Origin of the sequence: Pedobacter sp. Hv1 (assembly GCF_001412215.1) — a bacterium.
Classification (GTDB): Bacteria; Bacteroidota; Bacteroidia; order Sphingobacteriales; family Sphingobacteriaceae; genus Pedobacter.
Genome location: NZ_LLWP01000001.1, coordinates 860,335 through 879,822 on the forward strand (window position 1 = coordinate 860,335; position 19,488 = coordinate 879,822).

General features: G+C 35.3%; 14 protein-coding genes. 1 reads left to right on the plus strand and 13 read right to left on the minus strand.

The features are described 5' to 3' along the window. Positions 1-46: 46 nt before the first annotated feature. The 8 genes from AQF98_RS04040 to AQF98_RS22110 form a co-directional block, all read right to left on the minus strand. Complete coding sequence (locus tag AQF98_RS04040; RefSeq protein ID WP_055130617.1) at positions 47-3,166, minus strand: efflux RND transporter permease subunit; 3,120 nt, start codon at positions 3,164-3,166, stop codon at positions 47-49. Between the two features lie 25 nt (positions 3,167-3,191). Then, complete coding sequence (locus AQF98_RS04045; protein WP_055130618.1) at positions 3,192-4,316, minus strand: efflux RND transporter periplasmic adaptor subunit; 1,125 nt, start codon at positions 4,314-4,316, stop codon at positions 3,192-3,194. A gap of 12 nt (positions 4,317-4,328) precedes the next feature. Continuing rightward, positions 4,329-4,790, minus strand: coding sequence for a DUF1573 domain-containing protein (locus AQF98_RS04050; protein ID WP_055130619.1), 462 nt, complete (start codon positions 4,788-4,790; stop codon positions 4,329-4,331). Positions 4,791-4,806: 16 nt separating this feature from the next. Next, the gene (locus tag AQF98_RS04055) at positions 4,807-5,394 is read right to left on the minus strand and encodes a hypothetical protein (RefSeq protein ID WP_055130620.1); all 588 of its coding nucleotides are present in this window, start codon (positions 5,392-5,394) and stop codon (positions 4,807-4,809) included. Position 5,395: 1 nt separating this feature from the next. Continuing rightward, positions 5,396-6,478: a BF3164 family lipoprotein gene (locus AQF98_RS04060; RefSeq protein WP_055130621.1), complete on the minus strand. Its 1,083-nt coding sequence runs from the start codon at positions 6,476-6,478 to the stop codon at positions 5,396-5,398. A gap of 249 nt (positions 6,479-6,727) precedes the next feature. After that, a complete protein-coding gene (locus tag AQF98_RS04065; RefSeq protein WP_055130622.1) occupies positions 6,728-6,988 on the minus strand; it encodes a hypothetical protein in 261 nt (86 codons plus the stop codon). Positions 6,989-7,345: 357 nt separating this feature from the next. After that, entirely contained in the window at positions 7,346-7,612 is a 267-nt protein-coding gene (locus tag AQF98_RS04070) for a hypothetical protein (protein WP_055130623.1), read from the minus strand. Between the two features lie 228 nt (positions 7,613-7,840). Next, a complete protein-coding gene (locus tag AQF98_RS22110; RefSeq protein WP_161805844.1) occupies positions 7,841-7,996 on the minus strand; it encodes a hypothetical protein in 156 nt (51 codons plus the stop codon). Between the two features lie 226 nt (positions 7,997-8,222). Here AQF98_RS22110 and AQF98_RS04075 point away from each other — a divergent pair, with 226 nt between their 5' ends. After that, on the plus strand, positions 8,223-8,954 hold the full coding sequence (locus AQF98_RS04075; protein WP_055130624.1) for a LytTR family DNA-binding domain-containing protein: 732 nt from the start codon (positions 8,223-8,225) through the stop codon (positions 8,952-8,954). 150 nt (positions 8,955-9,104) lie between these two features. Here the strand turns inward: AQF98_RS04075 and AQF98_RS04080 are convergent, their stop codons facing one another. The 5 genes from AQF98_RS04080 to leuS all read right to left on the minus strand — a co-directional run bounded on the left by AQF98_RS04080 (position 9,105) and on the right by leuS (position 19,233). Then, positions 9,105-10,211, minus strand: a complete 1,107-nt coding sequence (locus tag AQF98_RS04080) for a hypothetical protein (protein ID WP_152969627.1) — start codon at positions 10,209-10,211, stop codon at positions 9,105-9,107. A 96-nt stretch (positions 10,212-10,307) separates the two neighbouring features. Next, positions 10,308-10,865: a helix-turn-helix transcriptional regulator gene (locus AQF98_RS04085; RefSeq protein WP_055130626.1), complete on the minus strand. Its 558-nt coding sequence runs from the start codon at positions 10,863-10,865 to the stop codon at positions 10,308-10,310. 363 nt (positions 10,866-11,228) lie between these two features. Further along, entirely contained in the window at positions 11,229-14,633 is a 3,405-nt protein-coding gene (locus AQF98_RS04090; RefSeq protein WP_055130627.1) for a caspase family protein, read from the minus strand. A gap of 34 nt (positions 14,634-14,667) precedes the next feature. Beyond that, positions 14,668-16,263: a C1 family peptidase gene (locus AQF98_RS04095; RefSeq protein ID WP_055130628.1), complete on the minus strand. Its 1,596-nt coding sequence runs from the start codon at positions 16,261-16,263 to the stop codon at positions 14,668-14,670. 168 nt (positions 16,264-16,431) lie between these two features. After that, complete coding sequence (gene leuS, locus AQF98_RS04100; protein ID WP_055130629.1) at positions 16,432-19,233, minus strand: leucine--tRNA ligase; 2,802 nt, start codon at positions 19,231-19,233, stop codon at positions 16,432-16,434. Positions 19,234-19,488 lie beyond the last annotated feature (255 nt).

The following is a 19,488-nucleotide window of genomic DNA, read 5'->3' on the forward strand; positions in this document are numbered from 1 at the left end:
AATATAAAACTGTTGCTACTATCTAATGTTTTTACCCTATTTACTATTAAATAACCTTTGGGAGTGTGGACTTAGTTTTTTCAGCTCTGATTTCAATCCTCTTAGCGAAATAGTAATAGCATAAGGGGGTAAAATAAAGACTTATAATGGTTCCTAATATCATCCCTCCAGTTAACACAGTTGCCAATGGAGCTTGAAGTTCTGCTCCTAAGCCACCGGTAAAAAGAAGTGGTACTACAGCCAAAATGGTAGCTAAACTGGTCATCAATATGGGTTTTAATCTTCGCTGTCCTGCAAACAAGAGTGCTCTTATTAAAGAATATCCTTGACGCTGCAATTGGATAATAGTATCTATTTTCAAGATGGAGTCATTGATTACTATTCCACTCATTACCACAATACCGATCATAGACATTAAATTAATACTCATACCAAAAATTTTCAACAACAGAAAGGCCCCTGCCAAATCCAATGGAATTTCGATTAAAATGATAAACGGCAGAATTAGAGATTCAAACTGAGAAGCTAAAATGAAGTAAAGTAGGATTAATGAAATTAATAAAACGGCAGTTAACTCTCCCATTAACTCCTTGTTGCTAAAAAAACTACCACTAAATGAAACGTTGTACAATTTACTATCTTCTACCACTTTTTTTACATTATCAATCGTGTTATTCACATTATCTTCATAGGTATTTAATACGATGGGGTAATATTCTCCTTCTACACCTCCTACTATGGTTTTCATATCTTGTGAATTGACCACTTTAATAAAATCGCTCGCATGGAATAAAGCACTGTCTCTAGATTGTACAACTGTTTCACTTAAGACTTTCTCTATTGTTTTGGTTTCGCCTCCAAGTATGACAGGTACAAAATTTTGATTGTCTATTATTGATAGAATTTCACGTTCATTAAAAGCACTTTTTAAGGCATCAAATAGCGTATTTGTTGATATGCCATAAACCATTAATTTTTCTTGGTTTGCAACAAGATTGATATGCTCTTGCCATGCAATACGGTTTATTTGTATGTCTCCTATATTTTGTTGCACTTGCCCCCAAATTTTTTTTAATTGCTCATTTTGTGCACTTCCTATATTTTCTGCATTTTGTAGTCTGGCAATTAATAGCGCTTGTTTGTCTGAGAAAATCATATTAAAAATATTATCCACATTGCTATAAGAAGCAACTGCATTCGCATATTTCTTTTGAATAAAAAAAATGATTTCTTTTTGAACCCTTGCCAATTTTTCTGGAGATTCACAGCTAATATAAATGGCACTTTCTGAAGTTAAAGAAGTTGATGCTTTGTCTAAAATAAATTGTTGCGAACCTACTAATGCAGTATAATTTAGTATTTCTGTTTTTACTGGCTTTAGTAATTCCAATACCATTCGTTTGTTTTCCTCTACATTAATTTGTTTGTTCCAATCAATTTTTAATAATGTTTCTGTAGTAGTTAAATAAGGCATCTGGGTTTTGGGTAGTACTTGAAATAAAACGGCACCCACTATAAGTAAAAAAATACAAATGCCCCAACAAATCTTTTGTTTTCTCATCACAAAACGGAATCCTTTTTCGTATAATTCGGCATAATCCAAAGTATTTGTTTTTTCAAGAAAACGATTTATTCTACTTTTCTTTCCTGATTCTTTCAAATGGAACAAATGATATAACAAGGGTACCAGAGTAACTGAAACCAGTAACGAAACAAATAACCCTATAGTTATAGCCATAGCTTGATCATAAAATAAGGCGCCAGAAATGCCACTCAAAAAAGAGAGTGGCAAAAAAACTGAACATGTTGTCAATACGGAGGAAAATAAGGGTTTGATGACTTCGTTGGCACCCAAAATGCAAGCTTGGACTAAGCTGTATTTTTGCTCTCTATATTGTATAATATTTTCAATTACAATAATGGAATTATCAATCATAAGGCCAATTCCTAAAATTAACCCAGATAAAGAAATGATATTAATAGAAATATTAAAAACATGAAAAAATGCTAGACTAACTATAAGGGAAACAGGGACTGATATTCCTATCAATAATGGAGATTTGACATCTTTCAAAAACAGAAACATGATTCCAAATGCCAATAAAATTCCCCAGATCAAATCTTGTTTTATATTTGATATCGCATAATCTAATAATTTGGTTTGGTCTCTAGTTATGGAAAAAGTAATAGTAGGATAGTCGTTTTTAAGTCTCTCAACAAGAGAATTTAATGATAATTTTAAATTTTCCATTCGGGCATCACTCTGCTGAATAATTGCCATTGTAATGGCTTCATTATCATCAGACAAGACCAGTCCCGTGCGTTTTTGAGGATGTTCTACTACTTGGGCGAGATCTTTTAACTGGAAAATTCGATCACTTTTTTTGATGTAAATATTTTCAATTTCTTGGATACTACTCAGGTTTGACCCTAAACGAACATTATATTGATATTGATTGTCTTTAATTAGTAAACTCCCTACCTCAATATCGTAGGTTTTGATAGCTGCCTCTAATTCATTCAAACTAATACCTAGTGCATCTAGTTTCTCTGTATTAGGGACAATTAGAATTTCAGAAAAAACCAGTCCGCTTACATCAACCATGGCTACCTCATCCACTTGCTCAATACGTTTACGAATAACTTGATTAGCAAAACGACTAAAATCAACAAACTTCTGAGAAACTGGATAAAGTTCATTATCAGAAATATCAGTTATTGCTCTACTGTGATCTTTTAAGCTTAAGTTTAAGTAAAAGACAGGAACATCTGTAATGTTAGCCTTTATTACTTTGGGACGTTTGATTGTTTTGGGAAGATTTCCCATTGCACGATCAATTTTTTCATTGACCTCAATAAAAGAATAATCAATTTTAGTTCCCTGATCAAAACTTAACCTAATGATACCGTTGCCATTGCTTGATTCTGTTTTAAGATCTTTCAGATGGCTTACCTGCATCAAGTTAGCACGTAATTTTTTTATAATGACATCTTCTACTTGCCTTGCAGACATATTATCTGCTTCAACCTGTACCGTAATTTCAGGAATGTCTATATTAGGCATTAAAGATACGGGGATGAAGCCAAATGAATAAAGGCCTAAAATAAGCATACAAAGCGTAGTCATTAGAACCGCAATGGGCTTATTGATTAAAAATTTTACCATAAAAGGCTCTTATAAAGTAAAAAAATTAGTTCTTATTTTTCTTATCAGAGCGAACAAATACTTTACTATCATGAGCGAGGTTTAAATTTCCAGCCACAATAATGGTATCTCCAGGCATTAGGGTTACATTGCTTTTATCTGGATGGGAAATTACCGCATAAGAACTACTGTTCTCTAAAGTAGTTTGTATATAGGTCCAATAGGCTTTGCCAGATACCACTTTAAATAATACTTCTTGATTATCTCTTAATATTACTGCCGTTTTGGGCACCACTAGCTGTTCTGGCACCTCTTTTCCAATTCGAACTTTTACGTTCATGCCTTCGGTAAGTTTTCCATCATTTTTTACAGTCGCTTTCACCAAGATCGTTCCGTTTTTCTCCACCAACGGATTAATAGAAGATATGCGCCCATTATAGGTTTTACCCAATGCAAAAGAAACGATTTGTACACTACTGTTTAAGGCAACATCTCCAATTTCAGATTCTATCAAATAAAATTCTACCTCAAAAACAGCATCATCAATCAGAGCCATAAAGCTTTTTCCAGCATTTACATTCTCATGAACTCTACTAACAATATTAGCTACTTTCCCACTAAATGGAGCGATTAACTTAGTAGACTGTAATTCAAACTGAGCTGTTTTTAATCCAAGTAATGCGACATCATACCCCGTTCTACTAGCTGCCATATCATAAATAGATTTAGGAATACTGTCTTTCTTCGTGGTAAAAATCCCCCTCCCTATCAGCATATCTTCAAACTGGAATTTGGCTTTTTTCAATTCGATTTCTGCTCTTGCTAGACTTTGTTGGTATTTAAATGAATTTAAGGAAGCTAACAATTGTCCCTTCTGAACATTATCCCCATTTTTCACATACAGATGTTCTAGTTTGTCACTAACTTCAAATTGTACACTACTCTTTTGAGTTGCTATAATTTTACCATTACTTACCAACTCTTTTTGGAACGATTCTTTTTTCAAAACCACGGTTTCAACTTCGTTTTTTTCCGCTATATAAGCTTTTTTTTCGATAGCAGTTTCGGTATTGGTTTTGGATTGAGAGCAGCTATGAAACAATAAAGAACCTAATATTACAAAAAAAACAATAGTTATCTGATGATTCTTACGATTACAATTTTTGCTCATTTATATAATATTTTAGTTGGATTTATTTGAGGTATGTTTTACTTCTTTTTTAGGATAAGGAACTTCTCCTCTGATGGTTAATTCTAAGGGAGAATCTTTACCGTTGTAAATTACAGTAACTGTTTTGTTAAAACGTCCAGGATCTTTGGCATCATAGACAATCTTAATTTCTCCACTTTCATTAGGTTTTATTGGCACTTTAGGCCATTCTGACACAGTACAGCCGCAGCTAGTGGTTACTTCCTTGATTATCAGCGCATTATTTCCTGTGTTTGAAAACTCAAATACAGCACTCACATTTTTTTCAGCGGGTATATTGCCAAAATCATATTCTTTTTGTTTAAAAACCATGTTTGTCAATTCACTATTGGTAGTTGCATTGTTGTTTTGTGTTTTTGAGATACAAGAGACACAAAGTATTGCAAGCATAAACAATAAGAAATGTTTCAATTGAATATTGGTTTTAGAAATCATGCTTTAGTATTAATGGTTAATCTTTGTTAATTCTTTTTTGTATTTCTTTTAGATACAACTTATTTATTGCTTTAGAAACTGCTGGGTTGCCCAATAGTAGTATAGTATTATTTTTATCTGTTAATACAGTTTCGAAATTTTTACTTGCGGCCATGAACTTATTTTTTTTCACAAACTCATTTTTCCTGTCAAGAAAAAAAGGATAGGAGAAGCTTTTAAGCTTGCCCGTTTCGCAGAAGTATTTTATCAATTCAAATTGGTCATCAGAATTACAAACCAATATTACAGGTATCTTATATTTGCTAAATTCAGCAATCAAATTCTTCCATAAATTAATGTGTGTTATACATGAACCACATGACGCATTTACTTTAGAATAAATTCTGTACTCGGAATTAAAGATAGCCGCGCTATCAGCAATATAATTTGTAAATGGGGAATATGTTGGCAAACTAGCTGGAATAATTAACTTTTTCCCTAAGGTATTTTCAACCACAGATTTTAAAGATGCTATTTCGTCTGTTTCTTCCTTATTTTTGCAAGATATAATACAGCACATCCATATCAACACTAGTATGGACTTTGAGATATGATACATTTTCATCTTAATTTATTTTGGCTTCAACTAAAAATCCTTTATCAACATCATATGAATACATTGTCTTGTCATCTTGAGAGACAGTCAAACCTGAAATGCGTCTATCTAGATTTAGTTTTTTGACAGGATTACCGTCCCAATCATATACATAAACAAATTTGGCATAGCTCCAATCAGTCTTTTTAGTATGGCTTATACCTGAATATGCTAAATAAATATATTTGTCAGTGACAGCTCCCGCTATAAAAGCTTTTTTTGTCTCATCTGTTTTTTCCATGTAATTATACTTTCCTCGTTTCCCAATTTTAAAGTCCAAATCAAAACCTACGGGTCCTTGTACTGCTTTACTTTTAAATGGTTTTTCCATATCATAAATTTCTAATACATCTGTATGTAAATATGACATCGCAACCTTACCTCCAGAAGGTTTCAAAAAGAAAAAAGAATGACAAGCATCTTTTAATGCACCCAAAGGCATGTCTGCGGGAATGTGTTTAAACTCGCCGAACTCGGTTATTACTTCTCCCGAAGCATCAATTTCTTGAATTTTGAATTTTGAATCCTCTTTTCCATTAACCAAAAAGCGATTACTGTCAAGAAGAATTATATTATAGAAATCTGTTTTTAAGGGGCTGACATGGAATGAAGGATTATTGTTAGTTATAGCTTTTGTTTTGTCTGTAATAAATATTTTTTTAAGCGTTAGATCGTATGCCCATAAATTATTGCCACTTAATCCAGAACAAAATCCTCCAATGGCCTCATTAGGGCCTCTACCTTTTTTTAAATATCCCTCAGAAAGTTGACCAGTTTTTAAAGAATAGTTATAAAAAAATGATTCAATCTTATGACTAACGTTAAAAATTATTAGAGTTGAATCTAAAGAATGCATGGACTTAGGGGTTCCCTTATTGTATTCATATAGCTCCTTAAAAGAGACGTTTATCTCTTTAGGAAATTTTGAAAATGAAGTAATATTTTCGTGTAAAACAATTTTATCTTTGTTTTTGCACGCCATCAAAAAAAAAAATGGGATCATACTTAGTATTGTTAGTCTACTATTTTTTTTTTCATTATTATAAATACTCATATTTATTCCTTTTAATTATTTAAATGTTTAATTACCTTAAGCATTCGTCGTTTTTAGCAATTTCAAGACTTTTAATACTCTCCATTTGAGATTTTGCTCTAGGAAATTTTCTTTAATGATTCTGTGCTATTTGCTTTTATTGAGTTGTAATAGTTTCAATTATTTAATGTAGTTAGCCGGTTTAAAATAGACTTTAAACCAACTAACTTACATTCAGAAATATAATATACCTAGTTTTAGATATTATGCTTATGCTTCATCATCTACAGGATCGCCACATGTATCCCAGAAGCTTGATGGATCACAATCTGTGTATTTTACACCAGTCTCTTGATTCCAGCAAACATCATTAGGGTCATTATCACAATCTGTATCATTTTCTGCTGCTGATTTTGAGTTTGCAGTATCTGTAGCAACTATACTTGCTAAACTTGAATCATTAGCATTGGCATTAAAAAACATTGTTGAAGCTATCATAACAACAGCTAGAGTTCCGATTACTTTTTTCATTTTTATAAAGTTTAATTTGTTGTTTAGGGTATTTCTACCTTTTATTGATTAGTGTTTTATTGTTTTTGCAAAGTCATATAGGAATGCTACTTTTGCCAAACATTTCAACTGCTTATACAAAAACAGTTGAACGAAATTACAAGTCATTTTCGTTTATAAAATCTTCCTTTGGGGCTAGTCTATGTCATAGGCTACATTTTTTTAAGTTAAACATTGTGAGATTTATTTAATTTTTAAAACCCAAAGGATTTTTATATTTTATTATTATCTATTCTTATTTTTTGATTGGAATAAGAGAATTTTTTATTTCTTTATTGGTTTTGTAGCTATAATGGCTGTCTTAAAATTTTGCCTAAACTATCCCAGAGTTTCCGTATCTACATCTCCACAAGTATCCCAGAAAATTGATGTATCACAATCTGGAATTTTTTGGCCAGTCTCGGCATTCCAGCAAGTATCGTTAGGATCATAATCACAATCCGTATCATTTTCAGTTGGATTGTTTTGCGCATTTAAAGTATTTGATGCTACAATACCTGCTAAACTGGTATCATTAGCCTTAGCGCTAAAAAACACTGTGGAAGCTATCATAGCTAAACCTAAAATTCCTACTAATTTTTTCATGTTGTAAAATTTATGTTGTAAAGTTTAATTTGTTCTTCGGAATACCCCACCCTTTGGTGATCATTTATTATTGCTTTTGCATAGAAGTATAGTAATGGTACTTTTGCTAAACATTACAACAACTTATAAAAAAGCCACTTTAAGAATTTATAAAATCAATTTTTATAGATTCCTCTTCTTAGATTTTGATTTTTTTCAAACTGGCTCCAATAGTTGCCTTTTACTTCCTTAAGTTCCTTTAAATTGAATTGGACGATCTACGTCGGGATAGCATTTTTTTTTGATCGAATCTGCTATCTTTTCAAAATTCAAGTTGAAAATGGATTGCGAATTGGTACTGAGCGTAAACAAAGACGCCTCCGATAGCAAAATGAGAGCTTTCATAATATATTCTTTAATTGTGTACCCAGTTTTTTTCCCTTAATCTAATCACTGCGATAGGAAGAATTCCTAAATCGAATGAAAAGTAAGTTTAATGAACAAAACTTTTGCAACAAAAAATATGGGACGAAACTGCCATTTTTGTTACCAAACCTAATATTATAGTTCTCAAGCTTGCCTTATGACAAATGCTGCACATTTTTGCTAACTTGTGGCAAATTCATCCCTTATGTTACATCATTGCATCATTATAGACGATCAGCAACATGCCATTAATGCCCTCGCCCAATATATTGATAAACTGCCACAACTTATTTTAATTGCCACCTATACAGATCCTTTTGAAGCATTGCTGAAGATTGATGGTTCTCAGCAGGTTGACATTATCTTTATGGATATTGATATGCCCGGTATCAACGGAATCGAATTGGCCAGCCAACTAAGACCCTTTACCAGGTTCTTGATTTTTAATACTGCACACGCACGTTATGCGCTGGATGCTTTCGGAGTTAATGCAAATAATTACCTACTCAAGCCTTATCCATTCTCCAAGTTCGCACTCACCATAGGCTCACTCATCACTCCACGTTTACCTGATTATCACCAGCGACAAGATGCTAATCTGTCTAGATTCCGCTTTATCAAGGGTGAAGGAAAAGCGGATTTCTTATCAGTCAACCTTGACCAAGTGGTCCACGTCCAAGCTGATAGGAACTATGTGGAGATTCATACTTTAAAACCCTCTAAACCTCATTTGATCCGCATTGGAATCAATCGAGCCGAAAAACTATTACAGGATAGTGGATTCATTAGGATCAGCAAGTCAGTAATTGTTTCGAAGGCATACATCAAACAGGTTAAAGGCAATACCATCATCCTAGACACTGAAAAGGTTTTTCCAATCAGCCCAATTTATCGTGCTGGTTTTTTGGTTTTCATGGATCAAAACCTTTTAAGATAAAAGCGAATACATCATATTAAGTCGGCATTAAATTGAATAAAAAAATGAGGTAATTGGGAACTGAAATTCTACACTATGGGCTCTTATTGCTTAAATCGTATTAATAACACTATTTATTCTCTTCAACCTTTTGATAAATGTGTATTGTTATTAGTTATATTTTTCTAATAATCTATCATTCAACTTTCCATCGGGGTATAAACCAATAAGTCTAGTAACAAGTTCCTTTGTTTTTTCATTGTAATTTATATGCAAAAGATTATTTGCTAAATAATAATATTTTGATGCTTTTGGAAGTTCTTTTAAAGCAAAGTCGAATTTTTCTTTATCAAAATCTTTATAGCTAATCAATTTATTTTTGAGTTTGCTAAACTTAAAGGTTAAATATAATTCAAGAAACTCATTGTATTCTTGACCAATCATAGTAGCATAATCGACCTTTCCTTTATTAAATTCAATAACATTATTTATTTTTTCCGGAATTTCATCTCTAAATATTTCCGATATTTCCTCTTTATGGTCTAATAGTAAATATCTAAGAAACTCCTTTTTGGCTCCAAATTCGATTTCTGACTTTGTGTATTTATATAAAAATGGGCTTATATATTTCTGCTCCTTATCTAATTTGGTTGATAATTCATTTAATTTATTGTTTAAATTTTTAATTGCATTATCGATATTTCTAAGATCTTTTAATGTTGAATCAAATTTCGAATCTAATACCTCCTCAAGTCCAGCATCTAATTCAAATGTAGTTTGATAATATTCTGAGTTATATGTATTGTCATTTAAGAATTTAATCTGTGTTTTACCGTAGCGTTTCGTTTTTGTCAATTCTACTTTTGTTTCAGTTCCTGGTTCTATCAAATATGTAGTAATTGGATAATCATAGAACTTTTGGCAATACCCTCTATAGTACTTATCAGTTAAGTTCTCAAATAAAACATCATTTCTTAAATCAAGGAACTTTCGCTCTGGTGTTAGAAAAATAATGAATGGTTTATCTACTTGATCGAAGGTGTATTCAAAGGTTTTATCTGAGGTGAGTACTTGAAAACCTTCTGAGGTGGAATATGGAGAATGGAATGTAAACGTAGCAAAATATACCGTATCTGTAGGCCAATTGTGAACTTTACCTTTAATAACAGTCTTCTTTGTATTTAATTTGTTCTTAAATGGTGTTTTTGAAGGTTCTTCAGTAAAGCCTAGGGTGAATAACAGGAATATAGAAATAATCACAAAATGGTTTTTTTTCAATTGAAAAAAAATTAGGTGTATGAAATTTATCATAATGTGAGGATAATTAATAAAAGTAGATGAATAGAAATAGAATATTTAAAGCCCTATATATTTTCATTTTTTGAGTTGTATAAGGTTTCCATAAAAAAGGATGGAGAGACCTATTAATGAGGATAGAATAGCACCACTAAGCACCGCTGTTGACATCTTTACTTGGAAAAGCAAGAAAATGATTACAAAAATAAATCCTGTTCCAAATTTAACAAGTCTCATAAGACTTGTAGAACTACGTGTTAATAATACGATAAAATATGGGAATAAAACGCACAGAATGAAGGCACCTATTCTACTATAGATATTAGCATTATCATAAACTGTCAAGTATACGATAATAGCTGCTATTGTAACATTCAATAATATTGTAAATATAACATTTATTGATTTTTGAACTAGATGACCAAAATCATTCTCTTCTACTTGTGGTTTTAATTCATGTTGATCTATTTGCAGTACGTTACAGATCAAATTAATGGTAGTACCTCTAGGTTCGTTAAGATCGTTTTCAATTCTTTGTATTGTCCTTAAATTGACTTTGGCCATCGCCGCCAATTCCTCCTGAGAGATTCCCTTTTTCATACGAACTTCGTAGATTATCTTTCCGGTTGATTTCATAAATATTCTATTTTGTATGGTGTAAAACTATAGAAATCAAGCGATAATCTTATGGAATTTTCTTGACTTTTCACGACATTCTCGTGACTTTCCAAGACATTTCTTCGACTTTAGCTAACTACATCATTGTCAAGACGGCTCTCAATCACCGGTTGTCGGCAAAGATAAATGTCGCTTCTAACCTAAGTCTCTAACCTTTACTTTTATTCTTTGGCGACTGTCATGTATCTGACCTTGGTGTTCTATAATTTCGAGTTGCATTCTCTATTGGTCGAATTTTCTAATGAATTACTTATTTCTTATGTTTTCATTATTATTTGCAATCCCGTTGAGTTTAGAACTCAGATGTCCAATAAAACACCTTTACCTCACCTCCTCTACCGGAAAATCTTTACCAAAACCATAACTAACTGGAAACTGTTCTGAGCCGTTGTATTGTTTCATTAATTTAGGGATAATTTCACTAATGTAGTTCTTTAGGCCGTTAACGGTAATCAAGTTTTGAACCTTTGCCTTGCCATCAAGCCCAGACAATAAGGCATAGGTAAACGCACCATGACCTAGCTGGCTAAACTCTTGTGCATATTGCTGACTTCCGCTGGCTGCCATCCAATGCGTTCCGGTACTTCTGGCTACAATGGCTAAACTTTTTTGTTGGGTGGCATCACTTTCAATCAACTTAGAAAAAGCACCTGCACTTTGGCAAGCATCTAAAATAAACAACTGTTTCTGCGCCTTGATGTTCACCGCATATTGTTGTAAAAACTTAGAAGAAATCCCTTTGCTGGCCAAACTCTCGTCCATATTCTTTAGATCAGCTACATCATTTGGCACTAAATAGAACTCTTTGTTTTTCTCACTAATCACCCCATGCCCTGCATAATAAAATACAAATACATCTTGTGCTTTGGCGGCCTTCTGAACAGTTTCAAAAGCATTCACAATGCCCTGTTTATTGGCCAGATCATCCGTCACAAAATAGGTCTTTACATTTTTGATTACCGTTTGGGCTCCTTTTTCCATTTGATCTTTAAAGGCAGTGGCATCTGCCAAAGCATAATTTAAACGCATGTTAGGGTTTTTGTAGGCATTGATCCCAATGACAAACAAATGCAGGGTAGCCTCTTTGTCTATTTGGTCTATATCTCCTTGTACCACCACAGGCGAAACATTTGAACCCGCAGCATTGGCACCTATATAATTGATAGCAATCTGGTCGGGTGCGCTTTCTGTTCTTTGTCCGTTTAATGCCACCCCTCTAAATGTATTCATGCCTGGTAAAAGATTGATGGTATACAATCTCCTTACCCTACCTGTTTTTTCGTCTGTTACCACCAAGTTACGGTTAACCACATTTACAATTTTACCATTGTGGAACAACCTTACCTCATCTACCCTATCGTTTTCTGCCGAAGCTTCGATGGCAATTTCTGCCAAACCTGTGCTATTGGTAAAATCTGCTTGTTGATCATCAGTTACTTTAAGGTTACGTGTTTTTACCGCATAATTAAGTCGGGCTTTGGGTCTGGGATGCAAGTTTCTAACATCATTAACAATAGGCAGTTTTTGTCCACTTAAAATACGGGCCAACAGATTTGGAGTATAGTAGGTTTCGTAAAACGACTCTACCGGAACTACTTCTTTACCCTCTACAAAATAGATGGAGCGAATGGCTTCTTCTGTACCGTCAAACAATCCCTCTGGAGTAATAACAATATAAGCACTGGTTTCTTTAAACACATAAATGCTGGCCAGTTCTTTGCGGGCATAAATGTCCCAAATTTTCAAGGTACTGCCTGTACCTGTTACCATTAAGCTATCATTTTTCAAGAAAATCCCTTCTTGTAACCTTGTCGGAAATCTGAACAATTGGGTCTGATCAACCGTATTGTATACACAGGCTTGTCCATCTGGCGTAAGAATATATGCCTTAGTAGCATTTTTACTCAAAGCATAAATGTAAAAGCCATCAGGACTTTCCATAAATCCTTTAAACTTCTTGGTGTTCAGTACACTTCCTGTTACTGGTTCCAATTCTTCTATGGTTAATCCATAACAGGCGTATAATTTTTTTCCATCCTCACTCAACTGCACCAACGTGCATTCTTCAGGCAGTCTCCTTCTCCAAATAGCTTGCCCTGTTTCTACATTAAATGCGGCTACAAATCGTAATTCGGTTCCTGCATTGTTTTTGCCCCCATACATGGCATACACCATCTTTCCATCGGCCGAAATTGCCCCATATTTATCACCATGTGCTGCCATATCTCCACCCCCAGTTGTTATCTTTTTGATAATGGTAGCTGTTTTGATATCGTAGATATATATCGTTCTATTGTTGAAATAGGCTATTAATCCATTATTTGAATAATCGATAGTGTTAATGTTGCCCGTAGTTTTAGATTCGAAGATCTTTTTTGCGGTTTGGCCTGAGCCATATACATCGGCAATCATATTGTAGCCAAAATAATTGGCTGCGGTAATGTATTTGCCATCGGGCGATAATGTAGCCGTTTCGCCAATGCTATTGAGCAATTTGGCACTGGTTTTTGCACTTCCCCAGGTTAACAGTTTAACTTGTTTACCCGATTCAGTAACATTGAAATATTTGATATCGTCTGATACTTTGGGGCTACAAACAAATCCATTGCTATGTTGTGCTGCACTGAGAAATCTACTTTCAAAACCACCTTTAAGCATCGGTTCTGAAATGACATTGCTGATCGGATTATAAGCTCTTACATCTAAAGTGCTTTCTCCCCCACCAAAACCGATAAACCATTTGTTTGGGTCGGTATTGCTCACTACTACCGAAGTGGCAAAAGGCATGCTGTATTTTGGCAATTGCGTAACGGTATTTTTTTCATAATCGTAAACAATCCCTTCCTGCTTGTTGCTTAAGATTACCCGGTGCCGTTTGGCATCAATGTTCCACCAATGGAGCATATCTAAAGGGGGCCAATCTTTGTATAACACATATTTAAACCGCCAAGAATTTCCTGTAAAGGTGAGCTTGCCAACTTCTTGTAAAGTATAAGGATTGTAACGGACAATGTTGTACAAGTTTTTATCCTCATCTAACAGATTAAAGGCAAACAGTTGCCCATTGGGCAAAACATCATATACATTTGGGATATTAAATACGGTTGTTTTTTTGAGGGCAATGTCATATTTGGTAACGTTCACTGCTGTACAGAAATAAAGTGTTCGTCCATCTTTAGCCACCAATACATTGGTAAATTCTACTTTTTGCTCCAATTCAAACAAACTTATTGCTTTTCCAGAAGCAACATCTATCTGGTGAGCACCATTTTTTAAAGGAAAATCAACTCCTCCTTCTTGGTACCCTCCAGTTCTAGTAGCCACATAAACAGACTTGCCATCGGGCGAAAAGGTACTCATGATGACCCCTTTTTTTTGGAAGAGCACCTTACAAATCAATGTTTCAACATCTAATATAAAAATTGCCCAATCACCAGAAATCAGCACCTTGGTCTGTGTTGCATTGAATTCCAGTTTTCTGGGATCTACCCGTCCAAAATCTGAAAGGAGCGGAATGGCTTTTAAGAGTTTCTGTTGTTTTTGATCATAAAAATTAACAATCCCATCTGCTCCACCACTAATCAGGTAACGATCATCTTTGCTCAAGAGCAAACACTGTACATCGCTGGTATGCCCTTGCGGAATAACGAGATGCATTTTCTCTTGACCATAACTTTTGGCAATAAGAAAAAACAAGATAAAGACGCCAATAATGTACTTTTTCATAACAGACAGTGATTGAGTTGGGCTTTTAGTTTGATTAATTGTGTTTGATCTCTACCATTAAAGGCACTACACTACCTGTGGTAGGTTTGCTATCGTCAACTACAGTTAGGTTTCGGGTAGAATGGCCTTTGGTACTAAAGCCTACTTTATCGGTATTGTACGTAATTTTTGATTTGTCGATCAGCTTATTGCCCAAAACAGTTTTGATTTTTGTGCTCAATGCCCCTTGCATGCTGTTCATTTGGGTGGCAATGGCTTGTGCATCTAACTTTTGTGCAGCATATAAAATCAACAGGTAATCTGTTCCTTTCTGCTCATCCAATTGGATCACTTTACTATCAGATGGAAAAGCAATGGTACTATTGGCGCCCACATGGGTAGAAATGTTATCTGCAAATGGCAAGATCAGGTTTACTTTTCCTGTTAAATCTGTGGCAAAGGCATATACATAAGCTTCCTGATCTATGTTCATGTAAAACCTAAACTTGGTACCACTTGCATATACTCCGTTCATGGTATAGGCTACCAAGTCTTCTTTGGGTCCTTTTACATCTTCTTCAACAGTTAAATTACGGGTTGAAGTTTTGTTAACCGTCATATCTGCCCCCGTATTGAGCTTAAATTCTATACTTCCACTTAAAGCAAAGGTAGCTTCACTAGGTTTTGGTACAGGTACTGGCTGTGGTGTTGGACTTGGTGTAGGGCTTGGTTTTGGGGCCGGTTGAGGTTTGTTCTCTTCTGGCGCTAAGGTATTGGGATCGGCAAAAACCTGTAAAGCAATAACGCAGTAACGGGCAAAGTCGTTGTATTTCATCCACACAAAACCTCCATCGGCCCATTGGTTGCCCCAGCTGTTCAAAACCCTAAAAGCACCTCCAGCAACATTGTCGTCGTAACCTACAACGGCCATGGCATGTCCATTGTGTTTCCAATCTTTATTTACTTCGGCCGGATCGGATGTCCAAATGGGCGATTTAATGGTGAAGAAACTTTCTGGAATATTAAAACCTCCAGAAACTGGTGTGCCTTCTGTAAGTGCTTTTTTGGTAATGTTGATGATATCTTGTGGTTCTTTGTAATAGGCATCTTCTTTCATCATCCCTTTGGCTGCAAACAACATGGCTGCATCTTGGATCTTATAGTTAATGGCCTCTGCCTTTGCAGAACTGGTTAATGCAACCCCACATTGATAGGGAACTGTTCTCATCAAGGCTTCGCCACCTTTGATCATGGTGATGATGGCCGTAATTGGGTCTGCCCCACTTTGGCAGTCTTTATCGTTGGTATTTTTAATCTGCTCGTACAAAAAAGTAGGCGAAAATGCATATTTGTTAATGAGTGCCTTATCGGTAAGGTTATGTGTTTTGGCATACAGAATGGTTGCAATACCATAACCATTGGCAAAAGCTACACAGGTACCATGGTTACCTTGGTTTGCTGGCGTTGGACAATATTTTTCCAAGCTATAGCTGCTCGGCATTGCTGCAAAACTTCTAAAAGATAGAGTCACTTTTTGTGGAGTGGCCTCTATGGTTGATGCATTAAAAATAGCACCAGTACTACGTTGTTGTGCATGAGCTTGGCATAGGCCAAAAACTAAACCGAGCAGGAGAAAATATCTGAATATCATAACTATATTATTTATGATGCAATGATATTGGATATCTCAACAACTGTAAATACCCTCTAATGGGTATATTTATGATTAGCGCACTCCATCCTTTTTGAGAAATGGCAAAACAAACAAGCCACTCCTTAAAGAAGTGGCCTTGTATTATTTGGATGAAAACAAGTTTCCTTAAATTACTATATTAACAATCTTGCCTTTTACGAAGATCAGTTTTTTGGGTTCCTTACCTTCCAAGTAACCTTTAACTTGCTCGTTGCTTAAAACGGCTTCTCTCACTTGAGCTTCATCTAAGGTTAAGCTAAGGTTCAAGTTCATTTTCATTTTACCATTTACCGAAATAGGGTAAGCAAATTCGTCTTCTTCTAAATAAGCTGGGTTAAATGTTGGATAAGCTGTGTTAGAAAGGTCGGTATTGCCCAATAAAGCCCAAAGCTCTTCGCAAATGTGTGGTGCATATGGAGAAAGTACCACAACCAGATCTTCCAATACCTGACGGTTTTTACATTTCAGGTCGGTCAATTCGTTTACCGCAATCATAAAACTAGATACCGAAGTGTTGAACGAGAAACGCTCTACATCATCCTGTACTTTTTTAATGATCTTGTGTAAAGCTTTCAATTCTGCTTTGGTAGGAATGCTATCGCTTACGCTAAATACCCATTCTTCGTTATGGAACAAACGCCAAAACTTGCGCAGGAACTTGAATACCCCTTCAATACCATTGGTATTCCAAGGTTTGCTCTGCTCTAATGGGCCTAAAAACATCTCGTACATGCGCAAGGTATCTGCACCGTAGTTCTCAATCAAAACATCTGGGTTAACCACATTGAATTTTGATTTCGACATTTTTTCTACTTCAACCCCACAAATGTATTTACCATTCTCGAGAATGAATTCGGCATTGGCAAACTCTGGCCTAAACAGTTTGAATTTTTCAATATTTAAAACCTCATTCTCTACAATGTTTACATCAACATGTAATGCAGAAGTTTTATAATCCTTTCTTAAACCATAAGATACCAAGGTATTCGTGCCTCTTCCTTCTTCATCAACCACACGATACACAAAGTTACTTCTACCTTGGATCATCCCTTGATTGATCAGTTTTTTAAACGGTTCTTCTTCGTTTACATAACCTAAATCTTTTAAGAACTTGTTCCAGAAACGGCTGTACAACAAGTGACCAGTTGCATGCTCTGAACCACCAATATATAAGTCTACCGCTTTCCAGTATTCAATTGCTTCTTTCGATGCAAACTCACATCCATTTTGTGCATCCATGTAACGGTACCAGTACCAGCTACTGCCTGCCCAACCTGGCATGGTAGACAATTCATATTCGTATTGTTGCTCATAACTCCAACCCGTAGCTCTGCCCAATGGTGGCTCACCACTTTCGGTTGGCAAATACTTGTCAATTTCTGGCAACATCAATGGCAATTCCTCTTCCTTAATTAGATAAGGCAAGCCATCTTTAAAATACACTGGAATAGGCTCTCCCCAATAACGCTGGCGACCAAAAATAGCATCACGCATGCGGTAATTGGTTTTGGCCTTGCCCACCCCTTCTCTTTCTATCCAATGGTTAAGATAGGATACTGCTTCTTTGTAACCCAAATTATTTATAAAATCAGAGTTGATGTATTTTCCTTCTTTAGTTGGATCAGCTTCTACTTCGATGTCTTTTTGCGCATCTAAAATCTGGATAATCGGCAAGTTGAAATGTTTGGCGAATAACCAATCGCGTTGATCGCCACTTGGCACACCCATAACCGCTCCTGTTCCGTAACCTGCCAATACGTAATCTGCAATCCAGATCTGTACCTTTTCTCCATTAACTGGATTGGTTACATAACTTCCTGTAAATGCACCAGAAACTGTTTTGGTATCGGCCATGCGGTCCAATTCAGATTTCTTTTTGGTTTGGGCAATGTATTGATCAATGGCTTCTTGTTGTGCTTCGGTTGTTAAAGGTTTTACCAACTCGTGCTCTGGTGCCAATACAATAAACGACACGCCAAAAATGGTATCGATACGGGTAGTGAATACCTCAATATAGTCTAATGGAAGAGGGAAAATGGAAGAGGGAGTGTCAATTTTAAATTTAACGCTCGCACCAACGCTTTTACCAATCCAATTGCGTTGCATCTCTTTTACCGGCTCTGGCCAATCGATGGTATTTAGGCCCTGCAACAACCGTTCGGCATAAGCAGAAATTCGCATGCTCCATTGCATCATTTTCTTTTGCTCTACAGGATAACCTCCACGCTCAGAAAAACCATCCTTCACTTCATCGTTCGCTAAAACGGTTCCCAAGGCAGGGCACCAGTTTACCGTACTTTCTTTTAAATAGGTTAAACGGTATTTTAAAAGCTCACTTTGTTTCTCTTCAGGGCTAAAAGTTGCCCAATCGCTAGGCAAAAAGCTACGTACATCCTCATCGCATACGGCTTTGATACCATCGCTACCTGCAGCATTAAACTTTTCAATCAAAGTGGTGATATCTTCTGCCTTGTCTGTTTCTAGATTGTACCAAGAGTTAAACAGTTGCATAAAAATCCACTGTGTCCATTTATAATAGGATGGCTCGCTGGTACGCACTTCCCTACTCCAATCGAAAGAGAAACCAATCTGGTCTAACTGACGACGGTAAGTAGCAATATTAGCTTCGGTAGTAATGGCCGGGTGCTGCCCAGTTTGGATGGCATACTGCTCTGCTGGTAAACCAAAAGAATCGTAACCCATAGGGTGCAGCACATTAAAGCCTTTTAGTCTTTTATATCTAGAAAAAATATCTGATGCAATGTAACCTAGTGGGTGCCCCACATGTAAACCAGCCCCAGATGGGTATGGAAACATATCCAACACATAATATTTAGGCTTGCTCGAATTGGTATCAGCTTTGAAAGTCTGATTTGCTGCCCAATACTTTTGCCACTTTTGTTCTATCTCTTTAAATTGATAATCCATTAATCTGCTCTTTCTTAAATAGTTTGCGAAAATAAGGAAATTAAGCTTGTGATTAAAGTTAAATGATTGCTTTAGTTGAAGAATTTTGTTTGAACAAAATACCAGATCAAGGGAGATTAAAATTACATTCCAATTTTAAATTTTCTTATCCTGTTGCTTAAAAAACCATTATATTCGTTCAGAATTAAAACAATAGCGTATTTAAATGATTATCCCCTTAATAACATTTTAAAGGCTCTATTCTACATTGAATAT

Coding starts and splice junctions, on each gene's coding strand:
- AQF98_RS04040 (WP_055130617.1), bottom strand. CDS start 3,166: ATGGTAAAATTTTTAATCAATAAGCCCATTGCGGTTCTAATGACTACG.
- AQF98_RS04045 (WP_055130618.1), bottom strand. CDS start 4,316: ATGAGCAAAAATTGTAATCGTAAGAATCATCAGATAACTATTGTTTTT.
- AQF98_RS04050 (WP_055130619.1), bottom strand. CDS start 4,790: ATGATTTCTAAAACCAATATTCAATTGAAACATTTCTTATTGTTTATG.
- AQF98_RS04055 (WP_055130620.1), bottom strand. CDS start 5,394: ATGAAAATGTATCATATCTCAAAGTCCATACTAGTGTTGATATGGATG.
- AQF98_RS04060 (WP_055130621.1), bottom strand. CDS start 6,478: ATGAGTATTTATAATAATGAAAAAAAAAATAGTAGACTAACAATACTA.
- AQF98_RS04065 (WP_055130622.1), bottom strand. CDS start 6,988: ATGAAAAAAGTAATCGGAACTCTAGCTGTTGTTATGATAGCTTCAACA.
- AQF98_RS04070 (WP_055130623.1), bottom strand. CDS start 7,612: ATGAAAAAATTAGTAGGAATTTTAGGTTTAGCTATGATAGCTTCCACA.
- AQF98_RS22110 (WP_161805844.1), bottom strand. CDS start 7,996: ATGAAAGCTCTCATTTTGCTATCGGAGGCGTCTTTGTTTACGCTCAGT.
- AQF98_RS04075 (WP_055130624.1), top strand. CDS start 8,223: ATGTTACATCATTGCATCATTATAGACGATCAGCAACATGCCATTAAT.
- AQF98_RS04085 (WP_055130626.1), bottom strand. CDS start 10,865: ATGAAATCAACCGGAAAGATAATCTACGAAGTTCGTATGAAAAAGGGA.
- AQF98_RS04090 (WP_055130627.1), bottom strand. CDS start 14,633: ATGAAAAAGTACATTATTGGCGTCTTTATCTTGTTTTTTCTTATTGCC.
- AQF98_RS04095 (WP_055130628.1), bottom strand. CDS start 16,263: ATGATATTCAGATATTTTCTCCTGCTCGGTTTAGTTTTTGGCCTATGC.
- leuS (WP_055130629.1), bottom strand. CDS start 19,233: ATGGATTATCAATTTAAAGAGATAGAACAAAAGTGGCAAAAGTATTGG.